20 protein-coding genes are annotated in these 16105 nt (G+C 53.1%); 7 read left to right on the top strand and 13 right to left on the bottom strand.

Features of this window, described 5'->3' with window-relative positions; all coding sequences use genetic code 11:
- Nucleotides 1-197: 197 nt before the first annotated feature.
- The 3 genes from rpsI to zapE form a co-directional block, all read right to left on the bottom strand.
- Nucleotides 198-587 carry a 30S ribosomal protein S9 gene (rpsI, locus tag AC5TBW_RS07040; RefSeq protein WP_008958669.1) on the bottom strand — a complete coding sequence of 130 codons (390 nt, stop codon included), beginning with the start codon at nt 585-587 and terminating at the stop codon, nt 198-200.
- Nucleotides 588-600: 13 nt separating this feature from the next.
- Entirely contained in the window at nt 601-1029 is a 429-nt protein-coding gene (gene rplM / locus AC5TBW_RS07035; protein WP_008958668.1) for a 50S ribosomal protein L13, read from the bottom strand.
- Nucleotides 1030-1214: 185 nt separating this feature from the next.
- The gene (gene zapE / locus AC5TBW_RS07030) at nt 1215-2399 is read right to left on the bottom strand and encodes a cell division protein ZapE (RefSeq protein ID WP_495511925.1); all 1185 of its coding nucleotides are present in this window, start codon (nt 2397-2399) and stop codon (nt 1215-1217) included.
- Between the two features lie 208 nt (nt 2400-2607).
- Here zapE and AC5TBW_RS07025 point away from each other — a divergent pair, with 208 nt between their 5' ends.
- Entirely contained in the window at nt 2608-3063 is a 456-nt protein-coding gene (locus AC5TBW_RS07025; RefSeq protein WP_495511375.1) for a ZapG family protein, read from the top strand.
- Between the two features lie 175 nt (nt 3064-3238).
- On the opposite strand, the gene AC5TBW_RS07020 is transcribed toward AC5TBW_RS07025, so the two are convergent.
- Nucleotides 3239-4000 (bottom strand): Nif3-like dinuclear metal center hexameric protein, encoded by a 762-nt coding sequence (locus AC5TBW_RS07020; protein WP_495511374.1) that lies wholly within the window; start codon nt 3998-4000, stop codon nt 3239-3241.
- 129 nt (nt 4001-4129) lie between these two features.
- Here AC5TBW_RS07020 and AC5TBW_RS07015 point away from each other — a divergent pair, with 129 nt between their 5' ends.
- Entirely contained in the window at nt 4130-5395 is a 1266-nt protein-coding gene (locus AC5TBW_RS07015; RefSeq protein ID WP_495511373.1) for a Do family serine endopeptidase, read from the top strand.
- A gap of 40 nt (nt 5396-5435) precedes the next feature.
- Here AC5TBW_RS07015 and hisD read toward each other — a convergent pair whose 3' ends face one another.
- The 9 genes from hisD to AC5TBW_RS06970 form a co-directional block, all read right to left on the bottom strand.
- Complete coding sequence (hisD, locus tag AC5TBW_RS07010) at nt 5436-6752, bottom strand: histidinol dehydrogenase (protein ID WP_495511372.1); 1317 nt, start codon at nt 6750-6752, stop codon at nt 5436-5438.
- Between the two features lie 25 nt (nt 6753-6777).
- The gene (gene hisG / locus AC5TBW_RS07005; protein WP_495511371.1) at nt 6778-7431 is read right to left on the bottom strand and encodes an ATP phosphoribosyltransferase; all 654 of its coding nucleotides are present in this window, start codon (nt 7429-7431) and stop codon (nt 6778-6780) included.
- 60 nt (nt 7432-7491) lie between these two features.
- Nucleotides 7492-8754: a UDP-N-acetylglucosamine 1-carboxyvinyltransferase gene (gene murA / locus AC5TBW_RS07000; RefSeq protein WP_495511370.1), complete on the bottom strand. Its 1263-nt coding sequence runs from the start codon at nt 8752-8754 to the stop codon at nt 7492-7494.
- 10 nt (nt 8755-8764) lie between these two features.
- Complete coding sequence (locus tag AC5TBW_RS06995) at nt 8765-9016, bottom strand: BolA family protein (RefSeq protein WP_495511369.1); 252 nt, start codon at nt 9014-9016, stop codon at nt 8765-8767.
- Nucleotides 9017-9111: 95 nt separating this feature from the next.
- Nucleotides 9112-9450, bottom strand: coding sequence for an STAS domain-containing protein (locus tag AC5TBW_RS06990; protein WP_495511368.1), 339 nt, complete (start codon nt 9448-9450; stop codon nt 9112-9114).
- On the bottom strand, nt 9447-10088 hold the full coding sequence (locus AC5TBW_RS06985; protein ID WP_495511924.1) for an MlaC/ttg2D family ABC transporter substrate-binding protein: 642 nt from the start codon (nt 10086-10088) through the stop codon (nt 9447-9449). Before AC5TBW_RS06985 ends, AC5TBW_RS06990 begins: the two co-directional genes overlap by 4 nt.
- Nucleotides 10089-10191: 103 nt before the next feature.
- Nucleotides 10192-10656, bottom strand: a complete 465-nt coding sequence (gene mlaD / locus AC5TBW_RS06980; protein ID WP_495511367.1) for an outer membrane lipid asymmetry maintenance protein MlaD — start codon at nt 10654-10656, stop codon at nt 10192-10194.
- A gap of 16 nt (nt 10657-10672) precedes the next feature.
- Nucleotides 10673-11473 carry a lipid asymmetry maintenance ABC transporter permease subunit MlaE gene (gene mlaE / locus AC5TBW_RS06975; protein WP_495511366.1) on the bottom strand — a complete coding sequence of 267 codons (801 nt, stop codon included), beginning with the start codon at nt 11471-11473 and terminating at the stop codon, nt 10673-10675.
- Between the two features lie 50 nt (nt 11474-11523).
- The gene (locus tag AC5TBW_RS06970; RefSeq protein ID WP_495511365.1) at nt 11524-12330 is read right to left on the bottom strand and encodes an ATP-binding cassette domain-containing protein; all 807 of its coding nucleotides are present in this window, start codon (nt 12328-12330) and stop codon (nt 11524-11526) included.
- Between the two features lie 306 nt (nt 12331-12636).
- Here AC5TBW_RS06970 and AC5TBW_RS06965 point away from each other — a divergent pair, with 306 nt between their 5' ends.
- The 5 genes from AC5TBW_RS06965 to lptB are packed head-to-tail and all read left to right on the top strand — an operon-like array spanning nt 12637 to nt 16050.
- Entirely contained in the window at nt 12637-13623 is a 987-nt protein-coding gene (locus AC5TBW_RS06965) for a KpsF/GutQ family sugar-phosphate isomerase (protein WP_495511364.1), read from the top strand.
- A gap of 52 nt (nt 13624-13675) precedes the next feature.
- Entirely contained in the window at nt 13676-14224 is a 549-nt protein-coding gene (locus tag AC5TBW_RS06960; RefSeq protein WP_495511363.1) for a KdsC family phosphatase, read from the top strand.
- Nucleotides 14217-14786, top strand: a complete 570-nt coding sequence (lptC, locus tag AC5TBW_RS06955) for an LPS export ABC transporter periplasmic protein LptC (protein ID WP_495511362.1) — start codon at nt 14217-14219, stop codon at nt 14784-14786. The genes AC5TBW_RS06960 and lptC overlap by 8 nt, the downstream gene beginning before the upstream one ends.
- A gap of 11 nt (nt 14787-14797) precedes the next feature.
- Entirely contained in the window at nt 14798-15289 is a 492-nt protein-coding gene (gene lptA, locus AC5TBW_RS06950; RefSeq protein WP_495511361.1) for a lipopolysaccharide transport periplasmic protein LptA, read from the top strand.
- Between the two features lie 11 nt (nt 15290-15300).
- Nucleotides 15301-16050 (top strand): LPS export ABC transporter ATP-binding protein, encoded by a 750-nt coding sequence (gene lptB / locus AC5TBW_RS06945; RefSeq protein WP_495511360.1) that lies wholly within the window; start codon nt 15301-15303, stop codon nt 16048-16050.
- Nucleotides 16051-16105 lie beyond the last annotated feature (55 nt).

Raw genomic sequence — 16105 nt, 5'->3', positions numbered from 1 at the left:
CCATCAGCTTACCCGCTTCGCCGCAAAAGCGTCTTGCGGCGACGAATATCAAATACGCTCTATGGTAAAAAAACAAAGCGCTATGCACAAGAACAACCGCCCGTGACCATAGTGGTACGAGCAATATAATTTTTTGATATTTCAATAAAAAACGCCCAGGTCGATGACCTGGGCGTTTTGCCGCATAGCGTAAAGAATTAACGCTTAGAGAACTGCGGACGACGACGTGCTTTGCGCAGGCCGACTTTCTTACGTTCAACTTGACGAGCATCACGCGTTACGTACCCAGCGGCACGCAGCGAAGGACGCAGGTCTTCATTATAGTTCATCAGGGCACGGGTAATACCGTGACGAATAGCACCTGCCTGAGATGAACCGCCGCCGCCAGCGACAGTCACAAAAATGTCAAACTGGCTTAGCGTTTCGGTCAACTCAAGCGGCTGGCGAACAACCATACGACCGGTAACACGACCAAAGTAAAGGTCTAGATCTTGGTTATTGACAGTAATTTTGCCAGAGCCTGGCTTCATAAACACGCGAGCGGTGGAAGTCTTGCGGCGCCCGGTACCGTAATACTGCTGTGTCATGGCGAAGATTTCCTCAGATGTCTAGTTCAAGCGGCTGTTGGGCAGCATGCGGATGCTCGGCACCGGCGTACACTTTTAATTTAGTGTACATGGCGCGACCCAAAGGACCTTTCGGCAACATGCCTTTAACGGCTGACTCAATGATGCGCTCGGGCGCATGATCAAGCATCTTGTCGAATGTCATAGAGCGCAGACCGCCCGGGTAACCAGTGTGGCGGTAGTAGGTTTTTGCCTTCGCCTTGTTGCCGGTCACATGGACTTTCTCTGCGTTGATAACAACAATATAGTCGCCGGTATCAACGTGAGGGGTAAATTCGGGCTTATGCTTGCCGCGTAGGCGACGAGCAATCTCGGTTGCCAGGCGACCGAGCGTTTTGTCCTTAGCGTCGACAACATACCAGTCGCGCTGGACGGACTGCGGCTTAGCACTGAACGTCTTCATGGATAAAATCACCAGATTAAATGTATTGGGTGACTCACACCGTTATACGGCGAAGCACCATCCCTATTCTTTTTGGTTGCCAGTTTAAGCCAGCAACATGTAGCGAGGCGGCATTCTACAGTAAGGATAGCGACAAGTTAAGCCGTATCGTGACTTTTTTACTTGGGCAAGGGACTCTTCGCCCGCTAGGGTTTATGCGCCAATGCCAAGTACTCCTTTGACTGCATTTCTTGCAGGCGGGAAAGAGTACGCTGGAACTCAAACGTCAGCTTGCCATCGCTATAAAGCTGCTCAATTGGCACTTCTGCCGACATTAGTAGCTTCACACCTCGATCATAAAACTCATCTACCATATTAATGAAACGGCGCGCCTGATCATCCTTCTTGGCATCCATATATGTCACATTAGAGACCAGCACTGTGTGAAACTCACGGGCCAGTTCAATATAGTCATTTTGGCTGCGTGGCCCGTCGCATAGCTCAAGAAACTCAAACCAGGCGATGTCATCATGCAAACGGCGCGCACTCAGTACTCGGTGATTGACCTCCAGTGATGCATCTACTTCACCCTCATGGCCCGCTATCTCGCGAAAGCTACGCGCAAGCTCATGCTCGGCCGCCTCATCCAGCGGAGAGTGAAAAATGGCGGCACGCTCGAGCGCTCGCAGTCGATAATCCACCCCTGAATCGACGTTAACCACCTCACAGTGGCGATTTACCAGCTCGATGGCGGGCAGAAAACGTGCGCGCTGCAGACCATCTTTATACAAATCATCAGGCACGATATTTGAGGTTGCCACAAGCACGACCCCACGCTCAAAAAGAGCTTCAAGTAGATTGGCAAGAATCATTGCATCGGTAATATCTTTGACAAAGAATTCATCAAAGCAAATTACTCGCGCCTCGGTGGCAAACTTACCAGCAATCAGCGTGAGTGGATTTTTTTCACCTTTGTAGTGTGACAGCTCGTTATGAACACGCTGCATAAAACGATGAAAATGGGTGCGCATTTTATCTGGAAAGGGGAGTGATTCGTAAAAGGTATCAACTAAATACGTTTTCCCCCGCCCTACTCCACCCCAAAAATAGAGCCCTCTAACCTGAGGCAATGCCGGTTTATCCGCGGAAGAGCGCTTTTTTCCTAAAAAGCCGGCCACTTTGGACTTCAAACCTTTATTAGCGACCACTGTTTTTGGCACGGTGGTTGGTGCAGCCACAAGTTCATCATAAAGCCGCTGCAAATGCTTTACTGCCGACTCTTGCGCAGCATCATATTGAAAATCTTCACGCTCCAAGTCCTCTCGATAGCGCTCAATAGGCGATGCCGGGCGTGTTTTGGACATTGCCCTATTCGCAGATGTTGATGACATGCAATCGCCTCCCACAACATGTAAGGCAGCAACCAGCACAACCACTGGCAACCTTAAGAAAGCTGTGATTATACCCGCAGAGTCGTCTAAGCGCATGAGTGGATTGACCCAACCGGCTGACTGACGCCTATAATGGCAGCCTGTTTGATTTCTTAAGCTGCCAACTAATGCAGCGTAACTCTTTATGCAAGGCGCCAGGGAGAACACTGTGGACGCAAGCTCACCATTAACTTTTGCCGTTATCGGCTTTATCGTCGGTGTGATTGTTGGATTAGGCTGCTACCGCCTATTCAGCAAAAGCCAGCGCGAGGCTGCTGCCATGCATCAAAAGCTACTCGAACGCGAACATCAAATTGCCGAGATGAAAAGCAGCGTGGGCAGCCACTTGACCGGAATCTATCAACGGCTAGGTAATATTCGCGATGAAGCAAACCAGCTAGAACTTCAGCTGAAAGAGGACGCTGCGGAGTGGGAGATTCGTGATGTCGCCATTCAGCCCAGCCTAGATTTTTCGGGCATTAACGCTACGTCAGAGCAGACGCAGCCAGATACAGCGACGCCTTCGACACCCCGCGACTACGCTGACGGTAAGGGCGGCACATTATCCGAGGATTTTGGTTTAAAAAGTAATGAGGCCGCGACACCTCAACCACCACGCTATTGAAATAGGCCAATGACTGGCTTTCGCGAGAGTGCTACTTTCGCCATCTGACAAACCCAGACGGCGAAAATTTAGAATTAGTTAGGGACATATTTCAATCCTGTCGCGAAAGCCCCTCGCTGAAGCCTGCCCCGGCACTTGTTATCTGTTACCGGCGATGATGGTGCTGCTCAATGCATTAAGCAGGATTATCAATATCGACGAAGCGGTGTTCCACGTCGTACTCATCGCTTAACCACTCGCCTAGCGCCTGAATTCCATAACGCTCAGTGGCATGATGACCGGCTGCAATATAGTGAATTCCCATTTCTCGCGCCAAGTGAGTGGTTCGCTCTGATATCTCACCCGAAACAAATGCCTGCGCTCCTGCTTCGAAGGCGGCGGTTATCATGTCTTGCGCCCCGCCGGTGCACCAAGCAATGCGCTCGATGTCGCCGACTTGCGGAGCTTCTATCACCAGCGGCTCCCGCTCAAGAGTATGCTCAATTTGTACTGCCAGATCCTGCAAAGAAAGCGGCTGTGTTAAACGCCCCGACCACAAAAGCCCCTCTCCTAGCTCGCCATCAATGCACCCTTCCACCTTCCATCCTAAGCGCCTGGCCAATTCGGCGTTATTGCCTAACTCTGTGTGAGCGTCCAAAGGCAGGTGATACGCCAATAAGCTGATGTCGTTATCAAGCAGTGTCTTAATCCGCCTCCGCTTCATACCGGTAATCGCAACGGGTTCGTTTTTCCAGAAATAGCCATGGTGTACCAATACCATATCGGCCTTCCAAGCAACGGCCTCATCCAGCAGCGCTTGACAGGCAGTAACCCCTGTCATGATGCGTTTAACGTTCTCGCCACCCGCAATCTGCAAACCATTAATCGTATAATCTTTAAATTGAGCGGCATGTAACTGATGATCACAGGCCGCCACTAGTTGGTCTCGATGAATCATATTGCATCCTTTTATTGATTTACCTGCACCCGTGAGGAACTCGCTAATAAAGTGTTACCATTAAACCATTGTAAAACTCACTGCTTTTTATCGCGAACAGTGAGATCGACCCGTTAAGGAATTTATTGCATGCGACGCTATGTGCAGCCTTACCTTTGGCCCGTTATTACTGGCGTGCTGTTCGCTGTAGTGATCCTCTTTGCGCTCCCTGAGCAGCTGCCCAACCCGTTTCGCGACTCATCGCCACAACCACCTCAAGCCGCTGCCCCGGTTATTTCTACGACGCCTGCCGTCGAGGAGCCGAGCCCTAACCGGCCTGCCCCCGAAATACATCAAGCAGCACCGCTATCCCGCAACGAGGGGCCTGTGAGCTACGCACAGGCGGTGGAGCAAGCGGCCCCTGCGGTGGTTAACATTTACTCATCACGTATTGTGGAACGCGACCAGCACCCCTTGATGTCGGATCCTTTCTTCCAGCAGTTTTTTGACAACCAGGGTGACGATGCCACGACGCACCAGCGAATGCTTTCCAGTCTAGGCTCTGGGGTCATCGTAAGCGAAGATGGCTATGTGCTGACTAATCACCACGTTATCAATGGCGCCGATGAGATTCAGGTCGCCCTTAGGGACGGGCGAGAAACACTTGCGGAAGTGATTGGCACTGACCCTGAAAGCGATTTAGCTGTACTGCGAATTGACCTGGACGACCTGCCGGTTATCGAGCTGACTGACTCTGCCGATGTCGCCGTAGGTGATGTAGCCCTCGCTATTGGCAACCCTTTTGGGGTTGGTCAAACTGTCACCATGGGCATTATTAGCGCTACCGGGCGTAATCACTTAGGACTCAACGCGTATGAAGACTTTATTCAAACAGATGCGGCCATTAATCCGGGCAATTCCGGCGGGGCACTGGTCAATCCCGAAGGCGCTATGGTAGGGATTAACACCGCCATTTTCTCCCGCTCAGGTGGCTCCCAAGGCATCGGCTTTGCCATTCCTGCCAACCTTGCTCATAGCATCCTGGATGAACTGGTGACCCAGGGGCGGGTTATTCGTGGCTGGCTGGGTATTGAGGCACAGGCATTATCGCGAGAACTCGCCGCCTCCTTTGGGTTGCAAACACCACAGGGCGTCATTGTTGCAGGTGTCGTTGGGGGCGGCCCGGCAGCCCAAGCAGGGCTAGAGCCGGGAGATGTACTTCTTGCTGTCGACGGACAGCCGATTTTGGATGCCCGCTCAGCTATGAGTGACATTGCCTCGATACCACCTGGCACCTCGCTACCGCTAACCATCGTGCGTAGCGGCGAGCGCATGGAAATGACCCTGGAAGTGGGCGAGCGCCCACTCCCCGCCATCCCGATTAATGAAGAGGCGCCGGGGCAACGCGACTCATAGCAGCGTTAACAGCATGAGCACATTGGCACGGCGCCAGGCATCAATCGCGAATACGATACTCAGCGGAGCGGGCATGAGCGGTTAATGACTCGCCACGCGCTAATACGGAGGCAATTTTACCCAGCTCGGACGCACCGCCTGCCGAGCAATGGATAATCGAAGAGCGCTTCTGGAAGTCATAAACGCCCAGGGGCGAAGAGAAGCGTGCCGTGCCAGAGGTGGGCAGCACATGATTCGGCCCGGCACAGTAGTCACCCAGCGCTTCGGCGGTATAACGCCCCATAAAGATTGCTCCCGCGTGACGAATATCATCTAGCCAGGTCTCTGGGGCAGCCACAGAAAGCTCCAGATGCTCAGGGGCGATACGGTTAATCAGCGTAATGGCTTCTTGCGCATCCTGGCAGTGAATCAGCGCGCCTCGCTTGCGCAACGACTCACGCACAATCTCTTCGCGCTCCAAAGTCGGCAGCAGACGCTCAATTGCGGTCTCGACGGCCGTTAAATGCTCTGCATCCCAGCTAACCAGGATCGCCTGGGCATCTTCATCATGCTCGGCCTGGGAGAACAGATCCATCGCCAGCCACTCAGGATCAGTTTGGCCATCGGACACCACCATAATTTCCGAAGGCCCGGCAATCATATCGATACCCACCTGACCAAACACCGCGCGCTTTGCCGTGGCCACATAAATGTTGCCAGGGCCAACTATCTTATCGACGCGAGGCACCGTTTCTGTGCCATAAGCAAGCGCAGCCACCGCCTGAGCCCCACCAATAGTGAATACATAATCAACCCCGGCCAGGTGGGCTGCAGCCAGCACCAACTCATTAAGCACGCCATCCGGCGTAGGTACGACCATTACGATCTCACGCACACCGGCCACATGGGCAGGAATCGCATTCATCAGCACCGAGGAGGGATAAGCCGCCTTTCCGCCCGGCACATAGATACCGGCGCGATCTAACGGGGTGACTTTCTGACCTAACACTGTGCCGTCCGCTTCTTCGTATTGCCAGGAGTTAGGCTTTTGGCGCTCGTGATAACGCTTAATGCGCTCGGCAGCGCTGGTTAGCGCTTCACGCTGCTCGGCGGGCAAATGGTCATAAGCCTGCTTCAACTGTTCAGGTGTAAGCTGCAGCTCTTGCATAGAGGAAACAGAAAGCCGGTCAAACCGGTTGGTGGCTTCGATCACTGCCACATCGCCGCGCTGCTTAACGCTCGCAAGAATCTCTTCAACGCGGGATTGAACTGCCTTATCCGACACCCCTTCCCAATCCAACAGTGCATCGAGCTGATTAAGAAAGGTATCATCGCTTGTCGATAGGCGTGAAATCATTGCAGTTGTCTGTTTGCTCATGGGTTCACTCATGGGTCACCTCACATCATTCGGCAAGCTGGGCCTGACGCTTTTTGACCGCGCTGTCTAACCGGGCCAGCAATGGCTTAATGCGGTCATGCTTCATGGTCATGGCCGCCTTATTCACTACCAGCCGGGTGCTGATATGGGCGATTAGCTCACGCGGCTCCATACCATTTGCCCGCAGCGTATTGCCGGTATCAACGATATCGACAATTTCGTCCGCGAGATTCATCAGGGGCGCAAGCTCCATGGCACCATAAAGCTTGATCACCTCAGCCTGAATCCCCTGCTCGGCGTAGTAACGACGGGCCACATTAACAAACTTAGTAGCTACACGACGCCGGGCGCGCGCTGGCAACTGCCCGGTGACGCCGGCTGTCATCAGCTTGCAGCGGGCAATCTCTAAATCCAACGGCTCATAAAGCCCTTCAGCACCGTGCTCAAGCAGCACATCCTTACCCGCAACCCCTACATCGGCGGCACCCAACTGAACATAGGTCGGCACATCTGTAGCACGAATAATCACCAACTTCACATCTGGCAAATTGGTATCGAACAGCAGCTTGCGACTTTTGCTTAAATCCTCTGCGGGCGTGATGCCCGCATCGGCTAGCAAGGGCAGTGTCTCTTCCAGAATACGGCCCTTCGAGAGGGCTAAAATCAGTTGCTTACTCATCGTGTTGGCCAGTAGTTATTAGCATGCAAAGGCTTAGCAGAAGGGGCTTAGCAGCATGGCTTAACCAGGAATACGGCGAATACGCGCACCCAGCAGCTGCAATTTCTCTTCGATACACTCATAGCCGCGGTCAATGTGATAGATGCGGTCTACCAGGGTTTCGCCCTCAGCCATCATAGCCGCAATCACCAGCGATGCGGAGGCCCGCAGATCGGTTGCCATTACCGGTGCACCAGAAAGCTTTTCGACCCCTTCTATCAAGGCGGTATTGCCTTCCAGCACAATATTGGCGCCCATGCGATTGAGCTCTTGGACGTGCATAAAGCGATTCTCGAAAATGGTCTCAACCACCCGAGAGTGCCCCACGGCCACTGCGTTCATGGCCACGAACTGAGCCTGCATATCAGTAGGAAACGCAGGGTAAGGCGCCGTGCGAATATTCACGGCCTTGGGACGTTTGCCGTGCATATCCAGAGCAATCCAGTCGTCGCCACTGGTGACTTCGGCACCCGCCTCTTCGAGCTTGGCGATGACCGCATCCAGAATATCTGCCCGTGTGCGCTTGACCTTGACCCGCCCGCCGGTCATGGCAGCGGCCACTAAAAAGGTGCCTGTCTCGATACGATCAGGCATGACATCGTGTTCGCAGCCGTGCAGCTTTTCAACACCTTCGATGGTAATGGTATCAGTGCCTTGGCCGCTGATGTTAGCGCCCATTTTGATCAAGCACTCTGCCAAGTCAACGATTTCAGGCTCGCGGGCAGCGTTTTCCAAGATAGTCTTGCCATCCGCTAAGGTGGCTGCCATTAGCAGGTTTTCAGTACCGGTGACCGTCACGGTATCAAAGTAGATAGTCGCCCCTTTTAGACGACCGTCGACCCGCGCACGAATATAGCCCGCCTCAACGCGAATCTCCGCCCCCATGGCCTCTAAACCACGGATATGTAGATCGACTGGTCGTGAACCAATCGCGCAGCCACCGGGTAGCGACACATCGGCTTTGCCAAAGTGGGCAAGCAACGGACCCAGCACGAGAATGGAGGCACGCATCTTCTTGACCAGCTCATAGGGCGCGTGGCATTGGGTCACCTGAGAACCATCCAACTGGATACTCAACTTCTCCCCCATCACCGGCTCTACGCCCATGCGGCCAAGCAGTTCGAGAGTGGTGGTAATATCTTGCAGGTGCGGCAAATTACCAATCACTACTGGGCCATCGGCCAGCAGGCTGGCACACAGGATAGGCAGCGCCGCATTTTTGGCGCCGCTCACCCACACTTCACCGTCTACCGATCCATTGCCGGTAATGATTAATTTATCCATGGAGTGACCGTTATTGAACGTTCTCCGGTGCAGTTTGCCACTGCGCCGGAGTAAACGTTTTGATACTAATAGCGTGGAGTGCGCCAGAGGCTATCTCATCGCTGAGAGCAGCGTAGACGACCTGCTGACGCTTGACTGGAGAAAGACCTTCAAAGGCATCGCCAACCGCAATCACCTGAAAGTTACAGCCTTCACCCTGGATATGGAACTGACATCCGTCAATACGGGATTCAAGCAGTGCTTTGACCTCATTGGGTTGCATGGCGCAAAAAACTCCTTTGGGGGGGTATCTTTATAAATGAGCGTAATTGGGTCGACATAATAAAGAAAAGCAGTGCACTTGGCGATGCCGTACTTTTAAACGGCCAAGGTCTCTGCCGGGTGCTCGATTAGTGCATCAAGCTCAGCCAAGGAGGCGAGACGGCGCAGAGGGGCTGAAAAGAGGATGGTTTGAACGTGTATATCACGTTGACGGCAAATACGTAGCCATTCAAACAGTACGCTAATGGCAACGCTGCTGGCCTTCTCAACACGACTAAAATCCAGTGTTATTAAAGTGAACTCGGTTTGCTTGAGCCACTTAACGCCACTGGCGGCCAAATCGGCCGCCGACGTTACATCTATTTCACCGTCTACCTGTAGGCTAGCGTCTACGCTATCAACCGTAAGACCAGGTTGTGAAAATAGCGTTGTCACGCATCGCCCCCCTGCTCCAGCTCTTCAACGCCGACTTCAGGCGACCAACCGTTAATAACGGCATCATAATCACGATTATTATCGCGCATGGCCTGATCAAACTGATTACGGAACGTAAGCCCAAGGTTAATGCCGTTAACGATCACATTGACCACACGCCACTCGCCATTTGAAAGTCTCAAGCTATAGCTGACCGGGTACACTTGGCCATTATTTGCGACCACTTCCATAGCGACACTGGCTTGGTCTTCGTAACGCTGAGCCTGTTGCGCGTCCAGCACCCTCAATTCGTCATAATCAAATGTCACCAACCCACGGGTATAGGTATCAATCAGTGTTTGACGAAACACATCAGCAAAGCGGCTACGCTGCTCTGGCGTGGCGTTACGGAAATAGTTTCCCATTACGCTGGCACCGATATAGCGAAAATCAGCCACTTGGTCGAGATTCCTATCGACTAATTCCTCAAGTTCACCGAGGTTATTCGCGTAATAGTCTTTACGACCCTCAAGGTCTCCCATCAATGACTCAACATTTTCGCGAATCATCTCTTCAGGCGACTGAGACTGCGCCATTGACTGCAGCGGAATAAACGCTGCCACCACGATAGTTACCACCAAGAGCCAGCGACCCAACATCGAGCTTACTCCATTCATAATCGTTATCTCCCTAGCTGTTAATGCACTGAGCCCATTCTTTCATTAAGTTAGCGCACTAAATTAGTGCCTGTCATATGAAACGCTAGTTACTTGCCATATTCGACACAAACTGCTGAATAAGTTCTTCCAGCACCAGCGCCGACTGGGTATCACGAATAGTGTCGCCATCTTCGAGCATATCGGAGTCAGCACCCACGCTAAGGCCGATATACTGCTCGCCTAACAAACCCGCCGTCAGTATAGAGGCTATCGAGTCTCTGGAAAGCTGACCCTCCAGCTCGCTATCGAGGCTTAGCACTACCCGCGCATCGTACCACTGTGTATCCAGTTCGATAGACTCAACGCGACCAATGGTGACGCCTGCCATCGTGACCCGAGCACGGGGTTTTAGGCTGCCGATATTGGCGAAGTTAGCCTCCAACTGAAACGACTGGGCGGGTGCTGAGAGTGTCAGCCCACTGACACGCAAGCCGAGGAATACAAGCCCCAAGATGCCAGCGATCATAAACAGGCCAACACCAAACTCCATGGTTTTACTGCGCTTCATGAAACTGCTCCACCCATTAAAGGCCGCCAAACATGACGGCAGTCAACACAAAATCAAGCCCCAGAACTGCAAGCGACGAATACACCACTGTGCGCGTAGTAGCGCGGGAAATACCTTCTGAAGTGGGCACTAGATCGTAGCCTTGAAAAACGGCTATCCAGGTCACTACCAGAGCAAATACGGCACTTTTGATCATGCCGTTACCAATATCGCTGATGAAGGCCACATTGGCTTGCATGTTGCTCCAGTAGGAGCCCTCAAAGACCCCTAGCCACTCGACGCCCACCAGATAGCCGCCCCAGATACCCACCACGCTAAATCCCACCGTTAAAATAGGCAGTGAAACAAAACCTGCCCATAAGCGTGGAGCCACCACCCGTCGCAGCGGGTCAACACCAATCATCTCCATACTGGTGAGCTGCTCTGTGGCTTTCATCAAACCGATCTCGGCGGTTAGCGCAGAGCCTGCTCGGCCTGCAAACAGCAACGCGGCCACCACAGGCGCAAGTTCACGCAGCAGTGAAAGTGCCACCATTTGACCAAGTGCTTGTTCAGCTCCGAAATCCACCAAAATGGTATAGCCCTGCAGCGCTAGCACCATGCCGATAAACAGTCCTGACACCAGCACAATAGCTAACGACAGCACGCCAACAAAATGCATCTGGTGTAACCATAATCGCCAGCCCTCACGGGATGGCACACCAACAGCAGATTGGAACAGAAACACCCCCGCACGGCCTAATGCTTCCATTAAATCGCACCCTCGACGCCCTACCCGGGTAATTCGCGCGGTGCCGTTAGAAAATTTTGACTGCATTTGTCCCTGCCCTGTATTTACCCTGCATTAAAGCATTGAGCCTACCTTTGTCATCGGGGCTCGCCCAAAATATCGCGATAAAACGCCTCTGCGGGATAGTGAAACGGCACTGGGCCATCGGGCTCGCCATGAATGAACTGGCTAACCCTTGGGTCTTGATTCGAATCTAAGGTTTGCGGAGTACCATGGGCAACCACTTGGCCATCAGCAATTAAGTAGAGGTAGTCTGCAATACTCAAGGTCTCTTTAATATCGTGAGACACCACCACAGAGGTGAGTTGCAGCGCTTGATTAAGGCGCTTAATAAGCTGCACCAAAACACCCATAGAGATGGGATCCTGCCCCACAAATGGCTCGTCATATAAAATCAACTCTGGGTCCAGCGCCACTGCGCGGGCCAAAGCAACCCGACGCGCCATGCCTCCCGACAGTTCTGCGGGGGTCAAATGCCGCGCCCCGCGCAGCCCGACGGCCTGCAGTTTCAGCAGCACTAAGTCTCGTACCATAGTGTCAGGCAAATCAGTGTGTACGCGTAATGGAAACGCAACGTTTTCGTATACATCTAAATCTGAAAACAGCGCACCACTTTGAAACAGCATGCCCATCCGCTTGCGTAACGTAAATAAGGCCTTACGGGATAACCGATGAACATCCTGACCATCAATCAATATCTGACCGCGTTCTGGCGTCAACTGCCCTCCTATGAGCTTGAGCAGGGTCGTTTTACCCGTGCCGCTAGGCCCCATGATCGCAGTGACTTTTCCGCGTGGAATCGTCATATTCACGCCACGAAATATCTCATGATCGCCACGCGAAAAATGGAGGTCTTGAATTTCTATAAAAGGAGCATCTGTCATGGATCAGTTGACTCTTAACGAGGCGCAGCAAGGGCTAGCTATCATACATTAATTGCTGCCACTGCGGTTATAAAACAGTGTTTCTAAAACATTATCAAACATTGTACTATAACGCTACAAGCCATTACCGTTCACTCAAGCGCCTCTGCGGCTCACTAAATTTACTGTTCTCTAAACAGAAGCCAGACCGCCTCAACGAAAAGACGCATCAGCACCAACGATCTCAACCACTGCCTTTGTGGGGCGTCGAGATGTTATTATGGGTGATTACTACTTTTATCTTTTTTATTGTTAAGAGAAAACGCTATGCGCCAGCCTCTCGCTCCACCCAGCCTACTACGCGAAAGTGCACTGCGTACGCTGCAAATTGAGCAGGCAGCCATTGGAGGCCTCCAGGCAAAGCTCGATGACAGTTTTGATCGCGCCTGTGAATTGATACTGGCCTGCCAAGGCCGCGTGGTGGTCACCGGCATGGGCAAATCAGGGCACATCGCCGGTAAGCTTGCGGCGACACTTGCCAGCACGGGCACGCCGGCTTTTTTTGTTCACCCCGGCGAAGCCAGCCACGGCGACTTGGGCATGATCACACGTGCTGATGTCGTGCTAGCGCTGTCTAATTCAGGTGAAACCGCTGAAGTCACTGCACTTTTACCGTTGCTTAAACGCTTAGGCACACCGCTGGTTAGCATGACCGGGCGCCCTAATTCCACGCTTGCCAAACACGCCGATGCACACTTAAACAGTGGCGTTGAGCGTGAGGCATGCCCGCTCGACTTGGCGCCCACTAGCTCAACGACCGCAGCTCTAGCGTTAGGTGACGCACTGGCCGTGGCGCTTTTGGAAGCCCGCGGTTTTACCGCTGAAGACTTTGCGCTATCTCACCCTGGTGGCAGCTTAGGCAAGCGCTTGTTGCTGCGTGTGAGAGACCTGATGCACGACGGTGCGCGCCTACCCCAGGTCGCCCTGGGGAGCCCGTTGCGCGACGCACTATTAGAGATTACACGGCAAGGCCTAGGGTTCACCTGCGTGGTAGATAGCAATGGACGACTAGCTGGGGTATACACCGATGGTGACCTTCGACGCACGTTGGATCAATTTCACAACCTGCGCGACGTCATCGTTGACGATGTTATGACGCGACCAGGCAAACGCATCGGCCCCGACATTCTGGCAGCCGAGGCAGTACGCATCATGGAAGAGAGCCGTATTACGGCGCTAGCGGTGGTCGATGAACAGCAACACCCTATTGGGGCGCTACATATGCACGACTTGCTCGCTAGCGGCGTTATTTAACCCATCGGCGCTTTATTTGTTTAGCTTTAGAATTAATTGATATGGAGGCTTTATGGCCCTATCTGCAGCGCTACTTGATCGTCTTCGCCGCGTCCGTCTTTTAGCACTGGATGTCGACGGCGTACTCACCGACGGTCGCCTCTACTTTCAGGCTGACGGCATCGAAATTAAAGCGTTTCACACCCAGGATGGCCACGGGTTGAAACTGCTCAAACGCGTGGGCGTTCATGTTGCCCTGATAACAGGCCGCGACTCGCCTATGGTGAGCCAACGCGCCGCTGCGCTAGGCATCGACCATGTGCACCAGGGTTGTGAAGACAAGCTCGTCACTCTGCGTGGGCTTTGCCAACGGCTCGATATAGAGCTCGAGCAAGTGGCCTATTGCGGTGACGATCTACCTGACTTGTCGGCCATTAAGCGCTGCGGCGTCGGCATTACTGTCCCTAACGCGCCGGATTATATGCATACCCACGCTGACTGGACTACCGAACGGCTGGGCGGCCATGGGGCTGTGCGAGAAATTTGTGACACTCTGCTTGAAGCTCAAGGACACTGGGGCGCGGTGCTCGACACCTATTTACACGGCGCTCGTAATGCTTAAACGTTTTAAAGTGCGGTTCTGGCTAGCGAGCCTGGTCATCGCGCTGGGGGCTCTGCTGGTATGGCTTGATCCACGTGGACCTCAAGACGCCACCATCGACCCTGAAGCTCAAGCCCAGGAACCCGGACACGTACTTGAAAACGCTGAAATTACGCTGTTTGGGGATAATGGCAGCGTCATGCAGTCGCTTAAAACCCCGCGCCTTATTCATACTCCTCAGCGAAGTGAAACCTGGACTGAAGAGCCTGAAGCAATCCTGTATGACAGCGAAGACCGGCAGTGGATGGCAAGCGCCGATGTAGGCACCCTTAACACCTCGACTCAGACCCTGCTGATGTCAGGCTCCGCTCGCCTGATCGCACCGGATGAAGGTTGGCAGCTAGACACTGAGCTCCTGCATTATGATGGGCTCAGCCAGCATGCGTGGAGTGAAACACCGGTACTGCTGCAACAACCGCCCCAGACAATGAGCGCTACACGCATGGACGTGTGGCTTAACGATAGCCAGGTGCGCTTAACTGACAACGTGCGTGGTACACATCCCCCGGCCACACAACCTTAAGAGGAGTTGCCATGAAAGCATTTATCTATACCGCCCTTTTCGCACTCGCGGTGCCGCTATCGGCCATGGCTCAAGACAGCCAAGCCCCTATAGAAGTTGAAGCCGACCGTTTAGACCTTGACCAGCGAGCCGGTACTGCTGTCTACAGCGGCGATGTCAATATTCGCCAAGGCGAAATGCAATTACGCGGCGAGCGGGTAGAAATTGAACGTAATGAGGCAGGCGAACTCTCGCGCGCAACCTCCACCGGTGAGCGCGCCTATCTGCGCCATCAAGCCGAAGGGCAAGAAGGTCCTACGGAAGGCTGGGCGAGACGCATTATTTACCACGTCGCTGAACGCCGCGTTGAGCTGATCGACCATGCTGAATTAATTCAACAAAACGACACCTTTACCGGCGGTCGCCTTGAGTATTTTATCGATCGAGAAGTGATTCAGGCGCGCTCTGACGTTGACGGTAGCGAGCCCCAGCGCATCCGCATGACTCTTCAGCCGGAACAATAGGGAGCCAAGCCGTGGCAACAGCAGACACCGCCTCGATTCGAACCCTTTATGCCCACCATTTGGCGAAAAGCTACAAGCGCCGCCGAGTGGTTAAAGACATCAACTTAGAGATCTCCCAAGGCAGCATTGTGGGATTGCTCGGCCCTAATGGCGCGGGCAAAACCACTTCCTTTTATATGATTGTTGGGCTCGTGAAATCCGATGCTGGCAAGGTGAGTATCGACGACCTGGATTTAACTCGCGCCCCAATGCATGAACGGGCTGCGGCGGGTATCGGCTACCTTCCACAAGAGGCGTCTATTTTTCGTAAATTATCGGTCGCCGATAATATTATGGCGATACTCGAAACTCGCAAAAAGCTCAGCCGCAGCGAACGCGAGCAGCGCCTGGAGGCGCTACTTGAAGACTTTCACATTACCCATATACGCGACAACCTCGGCATGAGCCTTTCGGGTGGCGAGCGTAGACGTGTGGAAATTGCGCGTTCGTTAGCCACCGAGCCCGCCTTTATTTTACTGGATGAGCCCTTTGCTGGTGTTGATCCAATTTCGGTAGGTGAGATCAAAACCATTATCCGGGCGCTAAAACAGCGCCATATTGGCGTGCTCATCACCGACCACAACGTACGTGACACTCTCGATATCTGTGATATCGCCTATATAGTGGGAGATGGACAGATCATCGCCAGCGGATCTCCTGACTCGATCCTGACCAATCAAAAAGTAAGAGACGTTTATTTGGGTGCTGACTTCCGTCTCTAAGCTTATTTTTCTCGTCTAATTAGTGCTCTACAACAACTTTACTACCAATGGCATG

This window comes from Vreelandella sp. ssv (assembly GCF_059448525.1).
This window is presented reverse-complemented; position numbering and strand designations above follow the sequence as displayed.

Coding starts and splice junctions, on each gene's coding strand:
- rpsI (WP_008958669.1), bottom strand. CDS start 587: ATGACACAGCAGTATTACGGTACCGGGCGCCGCAAGACTTCCACCGCT.
- rplM (WP_008958668.1), bottom strand. CDS start 1,029: ATGAAGACGTTCAGTGCTAAGCCGCAGTCCGTCCAGCGCGACTGGTAT.
- zapE (WP_495511925.1), bottom strand. CDS start 2,399: ATGTCATCAACATCTGCGAATAGGGCAATGTCCAAAACACGCCCGGCA.
- AC5TBW_RS07020 (WP_495511374.1), bottom strand. CDS start 4,000: ATGATTCATCGAGACCAACTAGTGGCGGCCTGTGATCATCAGTTACAT.
- AC5TBW_RS07015 (WP_495511373.1), top strand. CDS start 4,130: ATGCGACGCTATGTGCAGCCTTACCTTTGGCCCGTTATTACTGGCGTG.
- hisD (WP_495511372.1), bottom strand. CDS start 6,752: ATGAGCAAACAGACAACTGCAATGATTTCACGCCTATCGACAAGCGAT.
- hisG (WP_495511371.1), bottom strand. CDS start 7,431: ATGAGTAAGCAACTGATTTTAGCCCTCTCGAAGGGCCGTATTCTGGAA.
- murA (WP_495511370.1), bottom strand. CDS start 8,754: ATGGATAAATTAATCATTACCGGCAATGGATCGGTAGACGGTGAAGTG.
- AC5TBW_RS06995 (WP_495511369.1), bottom strand. CDS start 9,016: ATGCAACCCAATGAGGTCAAAGCACTGCTTGAATCCCGTATTGACGGA.
- AC5TBW_RS06985 (WP_495511924.1), bottom strand. CDS start 10,088: ATGTTGGGTCGCTGGCTCTTGGTGGTAACTATCGTGGTGGCAGCGTTT.
- mlaD (WP_495511367.1), bottom strand. CDS start 10,656: ATGAAGCGCAGTAAAACCATGGAGTTTGGTGTTGGCCTGTTTATGATC.
- mlaE (WP_495511366.1), bottom strand. CDS start 11,473: ATGCAGTCAAAATTTTCTAACGGCACCGCGCGAATTACCCGGGTAGGG.
- AC5TBW_RS06970 (WP_495511365.1), bottom strand. CDS start 12,330: ATGACAGATGCTCCTTTTATAGAAATTCAAGACCTCCATTTTTCGCGT.
- AC5TBW_RS06965 (WP_495511364.1), top strand. CDS start 12,637: ATGCGCCAGCCTCTCGCTCCACCCAGCCTACTACGCGAAAGTGCACTG.
- AC5TBW_RS06960 (WP_495511363.1), top strand. CDS start 13,676: ATGGCCCTATCTGCAGCGCTACTTGATCGTCTTCGCCGCGTCCGTCTT.
- lptC (WP_495511362.1), top strand. CDS start 14,217: ATGCTTAAACGTTTTAAAGTGCGGTTCTGGCTAGCGAGCCTGGTCATC.
- lptA (WP_495511361.1), top strand. CDS start 14,798: ATGAAAGCATTTATCTATACCGCCCTTTTCGCACTCGCGGTGCCGCTA.